Source organism: Profundicola chukchiensis (genome assembly GCF_029664245.1).
In the GTDB taxonomy this organism is placed as follows: Bacteria; Bacteroidota; Bacteroidia; order Flavobacteriales; family Weeksellaceae; genus Profundicola; species Profundicola chukchiensis.
Genome location: NZ_JANAIE010000001.1, coordinates 101,532 through 123,527, shown reverse-complemented (window position 1 = coordinate 123,527; position 21,996 = coordinate 101,532). Strand labels below are relative to the sequence as shown.

The 21,996-nt window shown below is 35.7% G+C and carries 14 protein-coding genes and 2 tRNA genes; 8 read left to right on the top strand and 8 right to left on the bottom strand.

Annotation, left to right across the window (positions count from 1 at the left end):
* The first annotated feature begins 30 nt into the window (after positions 1-30).
* The 5 genes from gpmI (at position 31) to NLM59_RS00460 (ending at position 4,163) form a co-directional block, all read left to right on the top strand.
* Entirely contained in the window at positions 31-1,563 is a 1,533-nt protein-coding gene (gene gpmI / locus NLM59_RS00480; protein WP_304415770.1) for a 2,3-bisphosphoglycerate-independent phosphoglycerate mutase, read from the top strand.
* 1 nt (position 1,564) lies between these two features.
* Positions 1,565-1,984, top strand: a complete 420-nt coding sequence (locus tag NLM59_RS00475; protein ID WP_304415769.1) for a BT0820 family HAD-type phosphatase — start codon at positions 1,565-1,567, stop codon at positions 1,982-1,984.
* A gap of 8 nt (positions 1,985-1,992) precedes the next feature.
* Positions 1,993-2,814 carry a type I methionyl aminopeptidase gene (map, locus tag NLM59_RS00470; RefSeq protein ID WP_304415768.1) on the top strand — a complete coding sequence of 274 codons (822 nt, stop codon included), beginning with the start codon at positions 1,993-1,995 and terminating at the stop codon, positions 2,812-2,814.
* Between the two features lie 30 nt (positions 2,815-2,844).
* A complete protein-coding gene (locus NLM59_RS00465; RefSeq protein WP_304415767.1) occupies positions 2,845-3,612 on the top strand; it encodes a class I SAM-dependent methyltransferase in 768 nt (255 codons plus the stop codon).
* 116 nt (positions 3,613-3,728) lie between these two features.
* Positions 3,729-4,163 carry a TlpA family protein disulfide reductase gene (locus NLM59_RS00460; protein WP_304415766.1) on the top strand — a complete coding sequence of 145 codons (435 nt, stop codon included), beginning with the start codon at positions 3,729-3,731 and terminating at the stop codon, positions 4,161-4,163.
* Positions 4,164-4,376: 213 nt separating this feature from the next.
* On the opposite strand, the gene NLM59_RS00455 is transcribed toward NLM59_RS00460, so the two are convergent.
* Both NLM59_RS00455 and NLM59_RS00450 read right to left on the bottom strand, forming a co-directional pair.
* A tRNA-Leu gene (locus tag NLM59_RS00455) sits at positions 4,377-4,460 on the bottom strand.
* Positions 4,461-4,496: 36 nt separating this feature from the next.
* A tRNA-Gly gene (locus NLM59_RS00450) sits at positions 4,497-4,569 on the bottom strand.
* A 116-nt stretch (positions 4,570-4,685) separates the two neighbouring features.
* Between NLM59_RS00450 and era the strand changes: the two genes are divergently transcribed.
* Positions 4,686-5,573 (top strand): GTPase Era, encoded by an 888-nt coding sequence (gene era / locus NLM59_RS00445; protein WP_304415765.1) that lies wholly within the window; start codon positions 4,686-4,688, stop codon positions 5,571-5,573.
* Positions 5,574-5,756: 183 nt separating this feature from the next.
* Here era and der read toward each other — a convergent pair whose 3' ends face one another.
* Entirely contained in the window at positions 5,757-7,064 is a 1,308-nt protein-coding gene (gene der, locus NLM59_RS00440) for a ribosome biogenesis GTPase Der (protein ID WP_304415764.1), read from the bottom strand.
* 201 nt (positions 7,065-7,265) lie between these two features.
* A complete protein-coding gene (gene sppA, locus NLM59_RS00435) occupies positions 7,266-9,011 on the bottom strand; it encodes a signal peptide peptidase SppA (protein WP_304415763.1) in 1,746 nt (581 codons plus the stop codon).
* Positions 9,012-9,049: 38 nt separating this feature from the next.
* On the opposite strand from sppA, the gene folK reads away from it, so the two are divergent.
* Together folK and NLM59_RS00425 are read left to right on the top strand one after the other, a co-directional pair.
* On the top strand, positions 9,050-9,454 hold the full coding sequence (gene folK, locus NLM59_RS00430; protein ID WP_304415762.1) for a 2-amino-4-hydroxy-6-hydroxymethyldihydropteridine diphosphokinase: 405 nt from the start codon (positions 9,050-9,052) through the stop codon (positions 9,452-9,454).
* A gap of 112 nt (positions 9,455-9,566) precedes the next feature.
* The gene (locus tag NLM59_RS00425; protein ID WP_304415761.1) at positions 9,567-11,021 is read left to right on the top strand and encodes an OmpA family protein; all 1,455 of its coding nucleotides are present in this window, start codon (positions 9,567-9,569) and stop codon (positions 11,019-11,021) included.
* A 618-nt stretch (positions 11,022-11,639) separates the two neighbouring features.
* Here NLM59_RS00425 and NLM59_RS00420 read toward each other — a convergent pair.
* The 4 genes from NLM59_RS00420 to NLM59_RS00405 form a co-directional block, all read right to left on the bottom strand.
* Complete coding sequence (locus NLM59_RS00420; protein WP_304415760.1) at positions 11,640-14,129, bottom strand: fibronectin type III domain-containing protein; 2,490 nt, start codon at positions 14,127-14,129, stop codon at positions 11,640-11,642.
* 510 nt (positions 14,130-14,639) lie between these two features.
* Entirely contained in the window at positions 14,640-16,691 is a 2,052-nt protein-coding gene (locus NLM59_RS00415) for a nidogen-like domain-containing protein (RefSeq protein ID WP_304415759.1), read from the bottom strand.
* A 260-nt stretch (positions 16,692-16,951) separates the two neighbouring features.
* Positions 16,952-18,853 (bottom strand): BspA family leucine-rich repeat surface protein, encoded by a 1,902-nt coding sequence (locus NLM59_RS00410; RefSeq protein ID WP_304415758.1) that lies wholly within the window; start codon positions 18,851-18,853, stop codon positions 16,952-16,954.
* Between the two features lie 812 nt (positions 18,854-19,665).
* Complete coding sequence (locus NLM59_RS00405) at positions 19,666-21,933, bottom strand: T9SS type A sorting domain-containing protein (protein WP_304415757.1); 2,268 nt, start codon at positions 21,931-21,933, stop codon at positions 19,666-19,668.
* Between the last annotated feature and the right edge of the window lie 63 nt (positions 21,934-21,996).

Genomic DNA, 21,996 nt, shown 5'->3' with positions numbered 1-21,996 from the left:
TCGTAACTTTGTCAATCTGAAATAAATCGAATGAAAAATAAAGTGATTTTAATGATTCTTGATGGTTGGGGACAAACCCAAAACCCTCAAGTTTCTGCCATAGCCCAAGCCAATACACCATTTATTGATAGTTGTTATAAAAACTATACACACGCAGAATTAGATACTTCGGGTACTGCGGTTGGTTTACCAGCTGGTCAAATGGGGAATTCAGAAGTTGGACACATGAATATCGGTGCGGGTCGAGTGGTTTATCAAAATCTTGAAAAAATCAATATTGCCGTTAGAGATGGATCTTTAGCTCAACAAGAGGAGTTAAAAAAAGCTTTTGAATACGCTAAAAACAATCAAGTGAAAGTTCACTTTATGGGATTGGTTTCAGATGGTGGCGTTCATTCGCATATCAATCACTTAAAAGGATTGTTAGATGCTGCGAAAAATGAAGGATTACAAGATGTTTTTGTTCATGCATTTACAGATGGACGCGATTGTGATCCACATAGTGGAAAAGGATTTATCGCGGATATAATGGATTATATGGATCATTCTATAGGTAAGTTAGCTTCAATTACCGGAAGATACTATGGAATGGATCGTGATAAAAGATGGGAGCGCGTTAAGTTCGCTTATGATGCGATAGTGAATGCCATGGGTACGCATACTTCTCATCCTCTTCAAGAGATTCAGAATTCTTATGATGAAGGAATTTCAGATGAGTTTTTAAAGCCAATTATTTGCTTAAACGAAGATGGAGAACCACAAACCAAGGTGGAAGATAGAGATGTGGTAATTTTCTTTAACTTTAGAACAGACAGACCTCGCCAAATTACAGAAGCCTTAATGGTAAGAGATTTTGGAGAGTACAACATGAAAACACTTGATTTGTATTTTGTCACAATGACAAGTTACGACGAGGAGTATAGAAATATTCATGTTATATATAAAGAAGACACCATAAATGAAACAATGGGTGAAGTGCTAGAGAAACATGGTAAAAATCAAATTCGAATAGCAGAAACTGAAAAGTACCCACATGTTACATTTTTCTTTTCAGGAGGTAGAGAAGAGCCTTTCGTTGGGGAATCTAGAATCCTATGTCCTTCTCCAAAAGAGGTTGCGACTTATGATTTAAAACCAGAAATGGCAGCATATGATATTAGAGATAGTATCATTCCTGAATTAGAAAAAGGTGAAGCAGATTTTATTTGTTTAAATTTTGCTAATGCAGATATGGTTGGGCATACAGGGGTTTTTGAAGCAGCGGTTAAAGCTTGCGAAGTAGTAGATGAATGTACTCAGAAAGTAGCTGAAACAGCTTTAGCGAATGGATATTCAGTAGCAATTATTGCTGACCATGGAAATTCAGACATGATGATCAATGAGGATGGTTCGCCAAATACACAGCACACAACTAATCCAGTTCCGTTCTTTTTTGCTACTCCTCATGGAAATGCGAAAATTTCGAACGGAAAATTGGGAGATTTAGCTCCTAGTTTCTTGAAATGGATGAATGTTCCTGTTCCAGAGGCTATGACAGGAAATATTATTATAGAAGAAATTTAAGATGACAGAAAGTAAGATTATTGCCGTTGATTTTGACGGAACTATTGCAGATGACGCTTATCCAAAAGTGGGTAGAGCAAAGATGTTTGCTTTTGAAACTTTAAGAAAGTTACAAGAAGATGGCCATAGATTGATTCTTTGGACTTATCGTCACGGACAAACATTAGACGATGCGGTTGAGTTTTGTAGAGAAAATGGGATTGAGTTTTATGCCATCAACAACAGCTTTAGTGGAGAAAACTATGATCCAGCAAAAGCAAGTAGAAAATTAAACGCTGATATTTTTATCGATGATAGAAATTTAGGTGGTTTCCCTGGTTGGGGAGAAGTTTATCGTATTATCACAGAAGGAATTGAATTCGATCTTGATATACACGGTAGAGAAGAAGAGAAAAAGAAAAAAGGTTGGTTCGGATTTTAGAATAAAGTATGATTATAATTAAAACAGCAGAGGAATTAGAGTTAATGTATCAAAGTGCGCAATTGGTGTCCAAAACCTTGGGCGAGGTTGCGAAAATCATTAAACCAGGCGTAACGACGCAGCAAATCAATGATTTGGGTGATGAATTTATTCGTGACCATGGTGCTTATCCAGCCTTTCTTGGGATGTATGATTTTCCAAAATCACTTTGTATTTCGCCTAATGAGCAAGTTGTACACGGAATTCCTAATGATGAACCATTAAAAGATGGCGATATTGTATCTGTGGATATTGGTGTTTATATGAATGAGTTTTATGGGGATCATGCTTATACTTTTAAGGTAGGAGAAGTTTCGCCTGAAGTTGAAAAATTACTTAAAATCACCAAGGAAAGTTTATACGAAGGAATTCGCGCCTTTAAAAAAGGTAATAGAGTAGGTGATATTGGCTATGCTATCCAAACTTATTGCGAAGCCGAAGGTTATGGTGTTGTTAGAGAACTAGTAGGTCACGGTTTGGGTAAGACTATGCACGAAGATCCGCAAGTGCCAAATTATGGACGTCGTGGTACCGGTAAAGCTTTAAAAGATGGAATGGTGCTAGCTATTGAACCTATGATTAATATGGGAACTAGAGCTGTTAAGTTTCACAGAGATGGCTGGACGGTAACAACCCGAGATAATAAATATTCAGCGCATTTTGAACACGATGTGGCGATGGTAAATGGAGAGCCTAGATTGCTTTCTACTTTCCAATATATTTATGATGTTTTAGGAATTGAAAGTGACGAAGAACAAGAGTTTTTGTTTAAAGACGCTACTTTTAATTAATTAAAACAAGCTTCGTCGGCTACATAGCTTATGGAATATCTTTTAAAAAAAGCCTTAAATCTTTTTCCACGCCCGTGGCTTATTCGCATGAGTTATGTAGCACGACCATTTTTGGTTCAATTCTATAAAGGAAATAATTATGTAGATCCTATAGATGGTAAATCCTACCGAAAGCTTTTGGCCTACGGTTATGAAAACCCTCGTCCAAATGTTCTTTCTCCTTCAACCTTATCATTGGAGAGGCATCGCCTGATGTGGCTTTATTTAAAGAATGAAACCAATTTTTTTTCAGCACCTTTAAAGGTTCTGCACATTGCTCCAGAACAAGCTTTTCTAAAGCGTTTTAGAAAAATGTCTAATTTAGATTACACTACATTAGACATAGAGTCTCCATTAGCTGATATTAAGGCAGATATTAGGGAATTGCCTTTAGAGGATGACACTTATGATGTTATTTTTTGCAATCATGTTTTAGAGCATATACCAGAGGATATCCAAGCGATGAAAGAATTGTATCGCGTTATGAAGCCTGGTGGTTGGGGGATTTTTCAAGTTCCGATGAAATATGACCAGCAAGAAACTTATGAGGATTTCTCAATAACTTCACCACAAGAGCGACAAAAGCATTTTGGTCAGTATGATCATGTTCGTTGGTATGGAATGGACTATTTTGAAAGGTTGAGGTCCGCAGGTTTTGAAGTGGATACAACTTATGCAACATCCCAATTTTCGGTTGAAGAGCAAAGAAAATATGCCTTAATGAAAGGAGAAATTCTTCCTATTGTTAAGAAGCCTTAGTTATTAACTACATTTTTTTAAATTAATCCGAAACAGCTTTTTGAAGTAGGATACTCTTGTCACCAACTTTGAGTGAGGAATCACTTACCTTTGTAAATGTTTAAGGTAAGAACGATATGAAAATCAATAATATAAAGCTCAAAGATTTTGAAGGTAATGCTGTGGATTTAATGCAGAAATACGCCAATGAAAACTTATTAATTATAATTTATAATAATGATTGTATGGGTTGTACTGGAAGAGGAATTCCATTGGCTTATGACTTTCAGCAAAAGTACCCATCGATTAAAGTAGTGGGAATTCACTCTGATTTCCCCAACAGAGAAGGAACCAAGGAAAACATCAACGCCATTTTTACAAGTGGAGAAGCACCGTTTCCAATTTACATTGATGAGAATCACAAAGTATATGATCAGTTAAAAGCAGACGGAACGCCACATTGGCTCTTAATTAATAAAGAGGGAGAATTGTATAAATCTATTTTTGGATCACAAGATGGTGCTCAGAATAGGCTTTTTTACTCATTAGAGAGTATGTTAGAAGAGCAATAAAATTTATTCAAAATTATATAAAAGTTAAAGCTGCATTTAGGTGCAGCTTTTTTTTATTTACAACGAATTTGGATTGTTTTATAGATTAAAACGCTCAATTACTTTTTCAAGTAGGTTTTGAAGCCGAATGATTAAATGAGCATCAGCGTCTATGTCATGACGTGTTTACCAATTAATACAAAACAAAAAAGCTGTTCTTTCGAACAGCTTTTGTACCCCAGGCGGGACTTGAACCCGCACGCTCTAATGAGCACAGGATTTTAAGTCCTGCGTGTCTACCAATTCCACCACCAGGGCGGCTTAATTGCCAATCATCACCGGAGTGATAATTTGAGCGAAAAACGGGGCTCGAACCCGCGACCTCAACCTTGGCAAGGTTGTGCTCTACCAGCTGAGCTATTTTCGCCTTTCAATTTTCTTGAATCGGACGGCAAATATAGAAACACTTTTTATATGAAGCAAATAATTCTGAAAATAATTTTTATTTATTTTTCTTATCATAGCTTTTCGTACTTTTGTAGCATGCAAAAAAAGTTTAAATCTGGGTTTGTTAATATTATTGGAAACCCCAATGTAGGCAAGTCTACACTGATGAATCAATTGGTGGGAGAGCGCCTTTCTATTATTACAAATAAAGTACAAACTACCAGACATAGGATTCATGGGATTGTTACCACTAAAGATATGCAAGTGGTGTTTTCGGATACACCGGGTATCTTAAACCCAGCTTATGAACTGCAATCAAAGATGATGAACTTCGTTAAAGAAGCCTTTGATGATGCTGACATAATTTTATATGTAGTAGAACCTAATGATACCGAGCTTTTAAACGAAGATTTTAATAATAAACTGAAATCCTTGAACGTTCCGATTATTGTTTTGATTAATAAAATTGATCAAACATCTCAGGAAATCATGGAAAAAGCAGTGAATTATTGGCACGAGCAATTACCAGAGGCTAACATTCTGCCGATTTCAGCTTTAGAAGGATTGAATACAGACTTTTTGTTGGCAAAAATTCAAGAGTTGCTGCCAGAGGGACCTATGTATTACCCAGCGGATCAGCTTACAGATAAATCAGAGAGGTTTATTATTAACGAAGTGATTCGAGAAAAAATTCTAGAAAACTTTCAACAAGAAATTCCGTATGCTGTAGAAGTGGTTACAGAGCGTTTTGTGGAAGAAGCAAATATCATTAAAATAGATAGTGATATCTATGTTGAACGTGATTCTCAAAAAGGAATTTTAATTGGTCACAAAGGTCGTTCCTTAGGAAAAGTAGGGAAGGAGGCTAGAGAAGAGTTAGAAAAGTTTTTCGATAAAAAGATTTACCTTAAATTATTTGTTAAGGTTAAAAAAGATTGGAGAAAAAGAGATATCGAGCTTAAACGTTTTGGCTACGATGGCTAGAGGTTGAGAGTTCTGATTTCTAGATTATGAATAGTACAAGAGAGCTGTAATCCGCAGATTCAGATATTTAAAATTTAAATATCAAATCAATCATTGAAATTAATGAACCTGCAGAGTTGCAATCTCTAAATATTAACTAGAATCTTTACACTTTATACCCCTCCTCAGCTCCAAACAAAAGTTCTATTTCTTTCTGAAATGAACTTGAATTGGTACACCAGAAAAATCGAACCTTTCGCGTATTTGATTTTCTATAAAACGCTTGTAGGGTTCTTTGACGTGCTGAGGGAAATTCGCAAAAAATGCAAACTGAGGTGTTTTCGTCGGTAATTGAGTCGCGTATTTGATTTTAATGTACTTACCTCTAACTGCTGGTGGAGGAGTAGCATTAATAATCGGAATCATGACATCAATTAATTCGCTTGTTTTAATTCGTCTATTTCTATTTTCATAAACTCTCATCGCCAATTCAACAGCTTTGAAAATACGTTGTTTTGTAAGAGCAGAAATAAACAAAATTGGAATATCTGTAAAAGGAGAAATTTTGCGTTTGATTTGATCTTCAAACTCATTCATAGTATAAGAATCCTTTTCAACAAGGTCCCATTTGTTAACAAGTATAACTAAACCTTTGCGGTTTTTCTGAGCCAACTGGAATATCTTCATATCCTGTGATTCAATTCCACGCTGTGCATCTAACATTAATAAAACTACATCAGAGTCTTCAATCGCTCTAACGGCACGCATAACAGAATAAAATTCCAAGTCCTCTTCAACATTACGTTTCTTACGCATTCCCGCCGTGTCGATTAACACAAACTCTTGTCCGAATTTATTGTAAATAGTTTCAATCGAATCCCTTGTAGTTCCAGCTATATCGGTTACAATGTTTCTATCAACTCCCAATAAAGCATTGGTGAAGGTTGATTTTCCTGCGTTGGGTCTACCCGCAATCGTGAATTTAGGTAAGCCTTCAAATTTATCCACATGTACCTCTGGGCTAAAATGAGAAATAGCAGCGTCTAACAAATCACCTGTTCCACTTCCATCCATAGCCGAAATAGTATAATATCTTTCGAAACCTAATTCGTAGAACTCAACAGCGTCAAGGCGATTTTTATTTGTTTCAACCTTATTAACTACTAATAAAACTGGTTTATCTGTTTTTTGTAATAAACGCGAAACCTCTTTGTCCATATCGGTTAGGCCAATCTGGTTATCTACAACAAAAAGAATTACGGTAGCTTCCTCAATAGCAAGTTCTACCTGTTTTCTGATTTCACCTTCAAAAGCATCATCAGAACCTTCAATGTATCCACCCGTATCGATAACTGTGAATTCTCTTCCGTTCCAATCCGATTTTCCATAGTGACGGTCACGCGTTACACCAGCAACGCTGTCTACAATCGCTTGGCGTTTCTTTAGCATTCGGTTGAACAAGGTTGACTTTCCGACATTGGGTCTTCCAACAAGAGCTACAATATTTGACATTGAATAAATTTTTGCAAAGTTACGTTTTTTCAAATTGTAAATGAATGCTTAAAAATCAAGTTATAAATGACTATAATTTTTGAGCTTAAAATTGAAATTTATTTTTTAATGAATTGATTATTAAAGAAGTATGTATTATAAAAAATAAAAACTGGAATATCAAGTGATGCTCCAGTTTTTAAGATGATTTATTAATTACTCCTATCTAATGTTGAGGTCGTAGGGCCAAAGAACCTGTACGCCATTCAATTTACGCATTTGATCGATTTGAATATAAGTTTTCAAAAGAGCTGGATCCATCGAGTTTTGGATTTGAGCTTTAACCTCTGTAGATAAGTTTAATTCTTTCATTAGCGTTTCCAAATCCGTTTTCTTTTGTGGATAAGATTTAAGTTGGTAATCTTTAATTTCGGCTATCTCTGCAGCATAAGATATTGCATCTTGTAATGAACCTAGCTCGTCTACTAAACCAAGCTTTTTAGCTTCGGTTCCAGTATAAATTCTTCCCCCACCTAGTGCATCAATCTCTTCGAAAGATCTGTTTCTATTGGCAGCCACGTGGTTCACGAAGATTTCATAAATCGATTCTGTAGATTTAGTGATGGTTTCTAATCCACCCTTAGATAAACCTTGGAACGGACTATAATATATGGTGTTTTCATTGGTTTTAACATAATCAGTGGTAAATCCATTGTTGTTAGCCAAACCTTTTATGTTAGGAATCATTCCTAAAACACCGATTGAACCAGTAATGGTATAAGGTTCTGCAAAGATTTTATCCGAATCCATGGCAATATAATAACCTCCACTTGCCGCTACTTCTCCAAACGAAACAACGATTGGCTTTTTAGCATGAAGTTTTCTCATTTCGTGTAAAATCTCTTCTGAAGTATTCGCATCCCCACCACCAGAGTTGACACGTAGTACAACAGCTTTGATTTTATCGTCTTTAGCAATCTTCTGAATAGCTTCTTTATAAGTTTCTGATTGAATCCCAAATTGACTGTCGCCTGGCATAATGGTTCCGTGTGCATATAAAACAGCGATTTTATCAGATTCAAATTTGTTCTTTAAGGTTGTCGCATAATCCTTTATCTCAATAGCTTTAAGTTTTTTATCATCATCAATGTTTAATTTAGACTTTAAAAACTCATGGTATTCGCTTTCTTGATATAGCGCATCTACTAGTTTGTGACTCAAGGCAGATTTAGCATTAAATGCTACTAAACTATCAGTGTATTGATTTAATTGTTCCGTTGATATGTTTCGGGAGTCAGACATTTTGGTTGTCATTCCATCCCAAATTTGAGTAACAATTTGTGTTAATTGCTCTCTATTCTCATCAGATAAATTATCGCGTAAGAATGGTTCAACAGCAGATTTATAATCACCATGGCGAATAATTTCGAATTCAATTCCATACTTTTCTCCAAAGTTCTTAAAGAACATAACTTCAGATGAAAGTCCTTTAAGGTCAATGCTTCCAAGAGGGTTATGGAAAATAGAATCTGCTACCGTAGCTAGGTAATAATCAGCTTGTGAAGCTCTATTCGTGTAAGCGTATACAAACTTTCCACTAGATTTAAAGTCTTGAATTTTATCTCTAATTAAATCAATTTGAGTTATCTCCTCTGGTGTTGTTGTATTAAGCTCTAAGCTGATACCTTTTATGTTATCATCTTCTTTAGCATTTTCAATGGCATTAAGAATTTGCAATAAATTCGGGGATTCTTTCTCAGTAAGATTAAACAAAGATGTTTGAATCTCCATATTGCTTTCATAAATAGGTTCCTTAAAGTCTAGTTTTAGAACGCTACCTGAATCAACTGTCACTTTATCTGCGCCACCTAAGATTGAGCCTAGAATCGAAATCACAATAAAGCATCCTATAATAAATAGCGTAATACCGAATACAACGGCTATTACTCTTCCAAAAAATGTCTTCATATTTTTAAATTACTTACTTTTACCTCTATATGTCGACAATGAATGCCATTTTGTTACTCGGAAGTGATTTAGGTGATAGAAATAAAAACCTAGAGCTAGCTAGAACCTACATAGATACTGAAGTAGGGGGGATTGTTAAGGTTGGAGAAATTATAGAAACAGAACCTGTAGGTTTCACATCATCTACTATGTTTTTGAATCAATTGATAGAAATTAACATTAATCTAAGTCCTATAAAACTGTTAAAATCTATTAAAGAAATAGAACATAAAATGGGTAGAAAATATACCGAACCTCTTCCCAACGAAAAATATGTTTCCAGAATTATAGACATTGACATACTTCAATTCGGAGGTGTTAATTATGTGTCTAAGGATTTAGTTGTTCCTCATAATCAAATTTTTACACGAAAATTCGTAAGCGATTTGTTGGAAATGTTTTAAATTATTGTATTTTTGTCTACAAGACTAAAGTTTAGTAACGATTAATTTGTTATTGACGAATGATGTGTTAAATTTGCGTCTTGAAAACTAATGAAATTAAAACGATAAACTTATGAAGCAACTGAATTATTTAACATTGCTTACCTTACTGTTTTGTGCACTTCCTTTGTTCGCACAGGAGGAGGAAACAGTTGTAGTGGTAACAGACAGTGCTGTGGAAACAGACGAACTTACGGCAGACGAATATTTTGAAAACAAATATTACGGAATGAATCAAAACTATGTTGATTTTACTTCCGATCAAAAGAAATTTAATGACTGGTCTATCGGTGTTTACGGTGGTATGAACTTAGTTCAAGGTGCTGATTTAAACTCTTGGATTGATAGTGATGATATGTCAAACTTATATAGTTATGATGTTCACGCTGTTTTGATGAAACAAATCACGCATGCATTTGGATTAGGAGCACAAGTAAACTGGGGTAGAACAGAACAACAATCTACTCAATATAGAGCGCATACAAAATATTGGATGTGGGCTTTAATGGGAGATTTAAACTTCAGCCAATTGTTCAGAAGAGTTGACAATAAGTCTCGTTTTGGATGGGCTTTACATGGATATGCTGGAATCGGTACTTTACAGTATGAGGCGCATATTAGAGATAAATCTAATAATGCTGGATTCAAGAAAGTTGCAGATCCAGGAGGGTTTGGTTCAATGTACGCAACAGCTGGTACTGGTTTAAGGTATAAAATCAACCAAAAGTTTGATGCAGAGCTTAAAGCTATGTATGTATTAACAGGAGATGAGGAGTTTGATGGCTCTGGTTCGCATGGTGCAATTGCTGATATTGAAGAAGGTAAAGATGACGGTATGTTTACTTTTAACCTTGGTTTAATGTATAAAATTGGTAAACACCAAGAGCATTTAGCTTGGGCTGATCCATTAGCAGATATTTATCCAGGTCCTTCTCCAGAGGAATTACAAAGTATGTTAGTAGTTTGTGCTTCAGGAGACAAAGATGATGATGGAGTTTGTGATGATTGGGATAGAGAATTAGATACTCCAGCTGGTGCAAGAGTTGATGGTGCAGGTCGTGCATTAGATACTGACTTAGATGGTGTAATTGACTTATATGATGAATGTGTTACATTACCTGGTCCTGCAAGTAACAATGGATGTCCAGAAGGTGGAAGTGCAGAAGAAATGTTGAACTTAGCGATTGCTAACTTAGAGTTCTCATTAGATTCTGACGTAATTTCTCCTAACTACTATCCAATCTTAGATCAAGCAGCTAAGTACTTGAAGCACTTCAATGACAAATCATTTGACATTGTTGGACATACAGATGCTAGAGCGTCTAGAGCTTATAACTTAAGCTTATCTGAAAGACGTGCAACAAATGTTAAGAACTACTTAGTTGAGAAGCACGGAATTCCTGCTAGTCAATTAAACGTAGTAGCTATGGGTAAAGATGACCTTAGATTCCCTGAGTGTCAACCAGCGACTAAATGTCCTGAGTGGAAAAACCATGCAAACAGACGTGTAATCTTTATTGAGAAATAAATCATTAAAGAATAATATATAGAAAAGGCTACTCCCAGTGAGTAGCCTTTTTTTTATCTAATAACTTTTGGAGGACAATATTCTTAATCTTGTATGTAACTTAGGTAGTACTAATCTTGCTAGTTAGAAAATAGTGAGTCCTGTAAGTATTCGCTTTCTTAATAAAGGAAGTCCAAGTCTTTAAATTTTAGAATAAGGAATAGCTATAGTCTCTATGCGTATTGTCTGATCCTAGGTAAAAATAGGTATGAATACATTATTTGTTAAGTACATGCGTTAGTAAAGAATAGTTGATAATGCCTTTGTAGTAAATCTAGTAGGTATAAATATGGCTACTTAATGTTTCTGCGTTTTCTTAAGAATCATTTAAGGCTCTTATTTCAAATTTAATTTAGTTCTTAATTGAACTCACGAAGACTGATTCTTCATTTTATGAGGTTATTATTTATCATTTTATCACAAAGCTTATGAAGGGCTCCAAATTAGTGAAAAGGTCAAAACTAGCTTAAAGCAGAACAACTATATAAATTATATTTAAAGGTGTTTTAATAAAAAATAATATAAATAAAGAAGCCGCTCAATGAGCGGCTTCTTAAATTTAAAGATTAAACTATAATTTTACTTCTTGATCATCTGATCATAATGTATACTACCATCAGCGTCTATAATTCTTAGGTTATATTTACCAGTTGGTAATCCCGTTACATCAAATTGACTGTCTTTTGTATTGAAAGTTTTAATATGACTTCCGTTCATATCAAACACTTCAATGGTTCTAGCATCCACTTTAGAGATACTTACCATCGCAACAGCTGGGTTAGGGCTAAGAATCATGTCTGGTGTACGTCTAGACGCATCTTCATACGTTGGAAGATAGAATGGCCCTGCCCATGGACTAAACGTTCCGTCTTCACAGATTGTTCTAATCCAAACATCATAATCAAATGCAGGAACAAGTCTATGTTGAGTATGTGGAACTGTCATATCATTCATTCCATACATTGGATATGGACGTAATGGTCTACCTGCTCTATTTGCAGAACCTTGGTAATGCCAAACTGAGTTTCCAGCAACAAATGTTGCACTCGTAGGGCTAATTCTATTTAATGCAACACCATAAGGTATATCACATTCTTCTGGCTCAGGTTCTGTACTTGTTGTAGTGAATGTTACAGTGGTCCACTCACTTGCGGTGTCAAAATCATTACAAATTGATTGAATATGCACATCATAGCTTGTTCCAGGCTCTAAATTATCTAAACTAATACTTGGGTTACCGCTAACCATCGTAACATCTCCTGAAGGCTCAAAAGGAGACTCTCCATAAGAAACAAACCAATATTCTTGGCTACCTGCAGACCAAGAAACTTGTGCTGAAGTTTCAGTGATTTCTGTAACATCAATAGTTTCAGGAGCTAAACAAGGTTCTGCTGCTTCCGTTGTAAACGTAATAAATAGCCAATCACTTAAGTTTTCAAGATCTTCATCACAAGCTGTTCTGATATAAAACTCATACTCTGTATCAGCCTCTAATCTCTCCAATAAATATTGTGCATTACCTATTACCAGTTCCTCATCACTTTCCATTGGAGTATAAGGTGCTACGCCATAAGCAATAATCCATGCCTCAGCAGCGCTACCGCCAGTCCATGATATGTTAGCAGTATGAGGAGTAATGTCAGAAGCTTCTGCTGATTGTGGAGCTAAACATTGTGCTGGAGCTTCAGTTGTGAAGGATGTTTGAATCCAATCACTTAAATTATCCCATGATTCTTCGCACATTGTTTTTACATAAACATCATACTGGGTTCCAGGATTCAACTCTCCTAAAGAATGTGTCATAAAATTCGTTGAATCGTAGTCAATAAAACCATAAACTAGTTCTCCATCTTCCTCGGAAGGTGTATAAGGAGATTCTCCATAGGCAACGAGCCAATGATATTCAATGCTTCCTCCACTCCAAATTAAGTCAACACTGTTCTCAGTAATGTTATTTACTTCAAGCGTATCTGGAGCTTCACAATCAGCTGGTCCTCCTTCATCCTCAAAGCAAGTCCATGAAATATCATCTATAATGATTTGTTTGCTTGTAGTATTTCTAATTTCTAAGGTGAAATCACCCGCCAAATCAATATCATCTACTGTAAAGATGTGTTCATTATAATCATCAAATACTGTTGAATTTCCATAGGATACTCCGTTAATAAATAGTTCCACTTGTCTATCTCCGCCACCAGTAAATGCTTTATATAATTTAACAGAGAACCTACTGATTCCGCCAGAAATAGTACTAGAGTAAATCTTACTACCAGTATCTGAGTTTCTTAATATGATTGCATTTCCATCAAGTAGTGCATTAACATCAGTATCAGAATTTGCAGATTCACTTCTAGCTTCTATATAAGTCCAAGTGATATTATCATTTCCTACAAAGCTACCATCTTCATATGACCCTGAAAGATCAGCATTATCAAAATTCTCAAAACCGCATAGATTACCAACGTCTACTGGTGTACCAACACATTCGCAATCTTCATTAATCGTATCGTTATTTGTAAGTGGGTTTCCGTCATCACAACTATCGCCAATGTTGGCTTGTGAACTTGGGCAGTCATAATCTGGACTATCAATGGGATTTGTCCAATTCAAGTTGTCCATAGCCACTCTATCACCATTACCTGGAGTCTGTATTTCTAAGGCTACATTACCCGATAGATTAATTCCGGCGATTGTATTGGTTTGCTCAGAATCACCGTACGCAAAAGTTCCTACAACCTCTCCATTGGCTAAAACGGTTAAATTACCTGAGCCACCGGTAAATTTACGTTGGGTTGTAAGCGTTAAGTTACCAATGCCTCCAGAAATCGTTGTGGTTAAACTTCCATCTCGAACAGTGATTGCTTTTCCATCAATATTTTGATCTTTTCTTGCATCTGTAGCTTCCCATGTTGCACCATTGTCTCCTATCCACGTCCATGTTTGATATGAACTTGATATTCCATTTCCACCACCTGAAGCGTTGTCAAGGTTTGTAAATGTTTCTGAATTCTGTGCATATCCTATAAGAGATAGGAAGATTGCACAGAGAAAAAAAGTAAATTTCTTCATAATTATGAATTTATTGGTTAATAATGTTCTAATTTAGGAATTTATAATAATTATAACAAAATTTAGCGCTGATTATCAGTAGAATTCATTTGATTTGAGATATAAATAATATTGAAACATCTAGGTTTTTTTTAAACTTTAATTCTTATTGATTTGTTCTTTATAAGTTTTTCCCATAACATCTATAATTTTCATTATAAGAGTTACCTGAAAATAATACAGATAAACTAATATTTAATATTGGATCTGTTATGGATAATGATGAAAGTCCATGATGATTTTATACTTCAATGCTTATAATTTCAACATCAATAATTTTAATCCAGTGGAAAATTATTTTTTTGATACTTACACAAAATCATAACTCGGTTAAAATCGGAATTAGTGGTAAAGAATAATTGGCTTGCATATTATATTGGTTTTATATTTTTTAAAATCAAGTTAATTTTCATAAAAACAAAAATAAGCCGCTCATTGAGCGGCTTATAGCTATTTAAAAATTAATGATAATTACTTTTTAATCACTTGATCGTAGTGGGTGTTTCCATTAGCGTCAATAACTCTTAAGTTATATTTTCCAACAGGTAATCCAGTTAAATCAAATTGATTTTCAGAAGGTGTTAATGTTTTTAAGAGTGTGCCATTCATGTTGTAAACCTCAATCAACTTAGCATCTACTTTCGATATTTTCACAATAGATGAAGAGGGGTTAGGGGATAAATTCATGGATAAATTAACTCTTGAGCCCATTTCAAATGTAGGCAGGAAGTAAGGTCCTGTCCAAGATGTAAAACTTCCGTCATCGCATATAGTTCTTAACCAAACATCGTATTCAAATGCAGGGACCAAAGCGTATTGCGTATGTGGAACAGTCATATCATTCATGCCATACATAGGGTAAGGACGTAGTGGTCTGCCTGCTCTGTTGGCAGAACCTTGGTAGTGCCATACGGAATTACCAGCATTAAATGTAGCAGTAGTGCCACTGGTTCTTGCTAATTCTACCATATATGGAGGACCACATTCTTCACAAGCATCGCCAATACCATCTCCGTTCCCATCAGCTTGATCAGGATTGTAAACGTTAGGGCAGTTGTCGATATTGTCTGGAGTGCCGTCTCCGTCCGAATCATTTTGTTCTACTGACGTACCAATACAATCACAGTCAGAAGTTATTACGTCATTCTCTGTCATGTCATTACCGTCATCACAACTATCACCAATGTTAGCTTGTAGGCTAGGGCAATCAAATTCTGGCTCAACTACGATTGGTGTACCAGCACATTCGCAATCTGCAGTAACAACATCATTTTCAGTGTTGTCGTCGCCATCGTCACATGCATCGCCTATGCTTATACCTAACTCGGGACAATCGATTACCTCGCAATTCTCAATAATTAATTCAATATTAACCGTAGTCGATTCAGATGGTACTCCATTATCTGTTGCAACTAATTGTAGGTTATAAGTGCCAGCGGTTGCTCCTGTTAAAGTTAAAATGCCATTGGTTGAGTCACCTTCCATGCTTGTAATGATTGAACTACCTGTATTTGAAGGATCAACAAGGTTAATTGCAATTACTTGTCCTGCTTCTGGACCGATAAAACTGAAGTTTATATCTTTGCTTTCGCCCTCGCAAATGGTTTCAGAAGTGCTGGAAATGTTTAATAATAAAGGTGGAATGTTGGATGTGCTTTCTGAATCTACATTAAAAATGAAACATTTATTATCCAACCAGTCTACACCACCATTCATATCATAAGCACCATTGAAAGTATCTCCAGGTTGAATAAATCTTCCAATTTGAAAAAAGTTAACATTATCTCCGCTGTTAACTCCCACCGTTGATGGTGTTCCTCCAAATCCATTGATACCGTCGGAAGCCTCTCCTGTTGTCCACTGCATATCTCCATAGTAGAAAGCTACATTATTCCCAATGCCAATTACTGGGTCAGTGCCATCAGTAATAATCACTTGAAATGTATTGAGTTTGTCGTCTTCTGAATCATAGTATCCAACTCCTGGATAATTCACATACAAAGCATGTGGAGTAACTTTATACCAAACTGCGTCCGATCCTGTCCCTCTTGTATCAACATCTGCCCAAAATGGTGCTATCATAGGCGTTTCGATAGGAAAACCATCCGCTGTGTAATTAGAGAACTCTTCATCAAATGTTATGTTTCCGTTGTTATTTACAAACACTGAAGTGTATTCCGTGCCATACATATTAAATGTAAAAGGTAAAATTATTTCATCGGATGAGTCATCGTCATTCATAGGAATCATGGTATAGGTATTTATATCATGTGGAATATAACATCCTACAGACATATTGTCCATGGCTGGACTTTGTAATCCCTGACTAGAAATATTATTTTTCTGTAATGAGGGAATAGATTGGGGTTGAAATGCATTTAAATCCCCATTTTTCTTAGCTGTTTTATATGCATTTGTACCGGGCTTTGGCATCTGATCCAATGGTGAATGCTGAGCACTTACCAAATTTGTGGAGCCTACAGCTAATGCGAGGCTCAAACTGAGTAGTTGAATTGTTTTCATGAACTTTTATTTAAAGTATATAGGCTAAGTTATAACTTATGCATCGTCGATTTAAGAAAACTTTTTAAACGGTAGGATATGATGTATAAAGTGCTCAAAATGCTGTTTAAACGGTATTCGTTAGTGCGTGAAGTTTTAGGTTTATATTCGGTTCAAAGTTATTTTGACATATTATTGAGTTCTTCAAGTTGACCCTAAGTTGTAAACAAAAAAAGCCGCTCATTGAGCGGCGTTTTTATTTATTTAAAGGTTAATACTCATTACTTTTTAATCACTTGATCATAGTGGATATTACCTTCTGCATCTATAACTCTTAAGTTATATTTTCCAACTGGTAAGCCGGTTAAATCAAATTGATTGTTTTGAGTAATAAAAGTTTTAATATGTGTGCCACTCATGTCAAATACTTCAATAGTTCGAGCGTCAACTTTATTTATCTTAACCATTGAAACGGTTGGGTTAGGGGATAAATTCATGGAAGAAACTTTAGTGATGTTTCCTTCAAATGTAGGTAAAGAAAAAGGTCCAGCCCATGGACTAAAACTATTATCGTCACAAATAGTTCTTAACCAAATATCATATGAAAAGGCAGGTACAAGAGCATATTGTGTATGCGGAACTGTCATGTTGTTCATGCCATACATTGGGTAAGGGCGTAAAGGTCTACCGCTTCTATTGGCAGATCCTTGGTAATGCCAAGTTGTATTACCAGCCATAAAGGTAGCCGTTGTCCCACTAGTTCTTGTTAGCACCACATCATAGGGAATTCCACATGGCTCTAAGGTACAACCTTCATTTAAGCCAAGATCTGTGATAGTCCATCCAAAATTGTCTATAATTTCTTGCCTTGCATCTTCACCTGAGCAATACATGCTATCTCCAGCGTGAAAATCGATTCCGTTATTCAGAGATTGAGTGCTCCATCCAATCAATAAAGCGTCATAGTTTTCGGTTGAAAGAGAAGCGCCCTTCAACATGTTCGACATGTTTACTACGTTGGTGACATTCCAATTGCCTATATTTTGATCAAAAGCGGTAGCGCCTCGGAACATACTATCCATATTTATAACGCTTCCAACATTCCATGAACTTAAATCTTGATTAAATGAAGTTGCATAGCTAAACATAAGCTTCATGTTGCTCACGTTTTCCACATTCCAATTGTTTATGTCAGCATTGAAATTAGAGGCTCCGCCAAACATACCATGCATATTAGTTACATTGCTAACATCCCAATTCATTATATTCGCGTCACCATTAAAAGAAGTTGCATAACCGAACATGCCTTTCATATTAGTTACCATTGAAAGATCTGGCATATCCAAGGCATTACTAATTAAATTACTACATCCCGTAAACGCATTTTCCATGGAAGTCCAGTTAATATCTCCCCATTGTTCAATTGACATAATTTTATCTTTATCACCAGTATTATTAAAATAAATACGTGGAAAATCTCCGCTAATCTCAATCGTATAAAGCCCAGCAGTTGAATAGGTATGTGTTGCATCTCCTAACAGACCTGTTTGTGTATCTCCATCCCCCCAATCTATATTATAATTATATCCACTTCCTGTGGTGGGAATTGTAATGGATTCATTATCTGATGTTGTCTGCCAAGTGGTGATGAATGAATTTGAAGGAGTATGGTTGACAAGCCAAACATGGTTTATGTTATTAGAGGTGCAATTGTCATCAACATAAGACGAGGTAGCTGTATTGGCTCCTCCTGGATCATTATAGCCAGGATTTCCTAGGTCTAAAGAATAATCTTCTGCAACTTCGTGACAACCTGTTATTCCCCAAATGCTTGCCCATGCTGTATGGGTAATAGTATTAGGATCTGTCGTATTAGAATTTGTAGAAATAGCATAATCCGATGGATTGCCGCCAAAAATTTGAGCAGCGGCTTCTACACCACTATATACATCTGGATTAGTTGTCCAATTCGGACCAGCATCGGTTTGAAATGAACCAACATATGTATATGTCATAGTTCTGTTGGTATGAGGATTAATCGCCGTAGAATTACTTAATGCCTGCTGTATTTGTGTTTGCATTTCTAACGAAACTTCAGGCCTTGTTTCTAGCTGGGCTGTAGTCATCTGAGCACTAAGTTGAAAGCTTAGAAATGCAAGAATTAATAATATAGACTTTTTCATGATTTTAATTTTTAATTATTGATAATGAGTAGATTGTGTTTTTTTTATTGAAGAGTATTTCCATAAGACAAGTATTGCCAAAATAGAAATCAAGCCTAATACAATAGCAGTGTTGCTATAAAATTCTAAATTGATTTTCAAATTCAACTATAAGGGAAATAATGAATGGTTTCCTAATTTAGTTTATTTGAATTTCGGTTTAGTCATATTAATCTATCAAATAATAATCTTTTCATCGTATCAAAAATTCTAAAGAATATTTGATCAAAAATATTGATAGATTGATATACGCTTTAAGCGCCATTTAGCCTTGAGCTTTTAATGATGTGAATAATATTCACATTTCAGTTAATTTTCTGAACTAGAGACAGAAAACACTCGTTTTTAAAAGGTTTAATAGTTTTGTTGTTCACATTCATATACTTCCTCAGAAAGTTAATATAGACTTTTGAGTTTCATGCTTGGCTGTAAGTGTAAATAATGCTTATTGAATTATTTTGTAATCAATAGGAATAGCAAGTCAAGTAAAGAGTGGGAATGTTTTTTCATAAAAATAAGTTTTTTGAGTAGTTGATACCTTAAAGATAATAATAAATGAACTATTATAAAAATTATTTAAATATTATTTGCTCAAAATAAATATTATTCAAGGGCTTTGGATATTTTGAGTATTTTATTTTGTGCAGATTACCAGGGATAGTTGTTTATAGAGAGATTATCCTTATGGCTGTACAAACGTATTTAAAGGTAAATCCCAAAAAAATAAGCCGCTCATTGAGCGGCTTATTTATCTATTTAAAGGTTAATACTAATTACTTCTTAATCACTTGATCGTAGTGGATATTACCATCTGCATCTATCACTCTTAAGTTATATTTACCAGTTGGTAGTCCTGTCATATCAAATTTATTATCATTGGTGTTGAATGTTTTCACATGTCCACCATTCATATCAAATACTTCGATAGTTTTAGCCTCTACTTTAGAAATCTTCACGATTGCAATAGCAGGGTTAGGCGTTAAATCCATTTTAGGAGTTCTTCTAGCGCCTGTCTCAAAGGTTGGAAGGAAGTAAGGACCTGTCCAAGGGCTAAATGATCCATCATCACAGATTGTTCTTAACCAAACGTCATATTCAAATGCAGGAACCAAAGCATACTGCGTATGCGGAACAGTCATGTCATTCATACCATACATTGGATAAGGACGTAATGGTCTACCTGCTCTGTTCGCAGAACCTTGATAATGCCATGCGGTATTCCCCGCAGTAAATGTAGCTGTCGTCGGGCTCGTTCTGTTTAGAACTACATCGTATGGAACGTCACATTCCTCACAAGCATCACCAATACCATCTCCGTTTCCATCAGCTTGATCTGGGTTGTAAATGCTAGGACAGTTGTCGATATCATCTGGAATACCATCTCCATCCATATCATTTTGTTCAACTGGCGTGCCAACACATTCACAGTCTTCTGTAACAACATCATTTTCTGTCATGTCATCACCGTCATCACAACTGTCGCCAATGTTAGCTTGTAAACTAGGACAGTCAAATTCAGGTTCCACAATGATTGGCGAACCAACACATTCACAGTCTTCTGTAACAACATCATTTACTGTTGTGTCATCACCGTCATCACAACTATCGCCAATGTTAGCTTGTAAACTAGGACAGTCAAATTCAGGTTCAACAATGATTGGCGTACCAGCACATTCACAGTCTTCTGTAACAACATCATTTACTGTTGTGTCATCACCGTCATCACAACTGTCACCAATGTTAGCTTGTAAGCTAGGACAGTCAAATTCAGGTTCAACAATGATTGGCGTACCAACACATTCACAGTCTTCCGTAACAACATCATTTTCTGTCGTGTCATCACCGTCATCACAACTATCGCCAATGTTAGCTTGTAAGTTAGGACAGGTGTAATTTGACGAACAATTTAATGAAATAGTAAAGTCCCCTCTTTGGCTATTATAAGACCTATCGAAAGTTCTAACATAAATTGTTGAAGGTTCATCGACATAAAAATCATAATATTCAGGATAAGAACCAGAGCTACAACCTATTTCAGTTAAATCACCACATGTCCCCGAATAAATAGCTATAGCTGCTCTATATCCTAGTGTTTGACGACTTATTCCTATGTGATAAGTTATCCCTGGAACTGCATCTATACTGTAGAAAACATCCTGACCTACTTCATTTTGGCAAGACATGTTACCGAGTTCGCTATATGTTGCTCCATAAGTTGTCCCAGGAATCCATCTATCTCCACAGGTTAATGGTATTGCATCTATACAATCATCATTAATTGGGGCTGGTTCTCCTACACATAGGCAGTCTTCCGTTACTGTATCATGGTTTGTATTTGGATCGCCATCATCACACGCATCGCCTATTTGAGCCTCCAAGTTAGGGCATTCCCACATAATATTTTCTGTTACTATTATAGAGTAATCCTCTATCTGTCCTCGATCATAATGGCGGCCGCAAGGATTGCCACTAAAATTCCCTCTAGCATATTTAATTATACGCATACGTGTAACTCCTGGCAAGGCATCTATAGGGACTTGAAATGAAGTGATTTGGGAAATGTCATCCTCACCGGAGCTAGGACCATGGCCCCCTAACCAATACCATTCACCTGGATCATTAAGAATGCCATTTTGATTCCAATCAATAAAAGCAAAATAACCATTCGATGAATCGGTATAGCCTTTAAGAGTAATTTCAACATTTTCTAATAGGGATAATTCTGTAGATAAATGGGTGAAGTCTTCATAGCCAACGGTTGAGTCTGCAGCAGTTGAGTTGTTGATGTCCCCAAAGCTAACTAGTGTTATTGGGTGAATAATACTAATTGATACATCACAATATTCTGGGTTCACAGAATTGTTAGCATAAAAGACATTGTTAAACTTACCTTCATAGTTAAAGGAGGTGTCTAGGTTAAAAGCTTTAGTCTGATACCACGTTTCATCAGGGGATGAATGTTCAGAATTTAAATTGTTGGGAGAGCTGAATATTAACGTGCTATAAAATACAGTTAACATCCAGAAGTAAAAATTTTTCATTGTGTTAAGTTTTAATTGTTAGTAACACTAAATTATCAAATTAGTTTAAAACTTGTGTGAAAA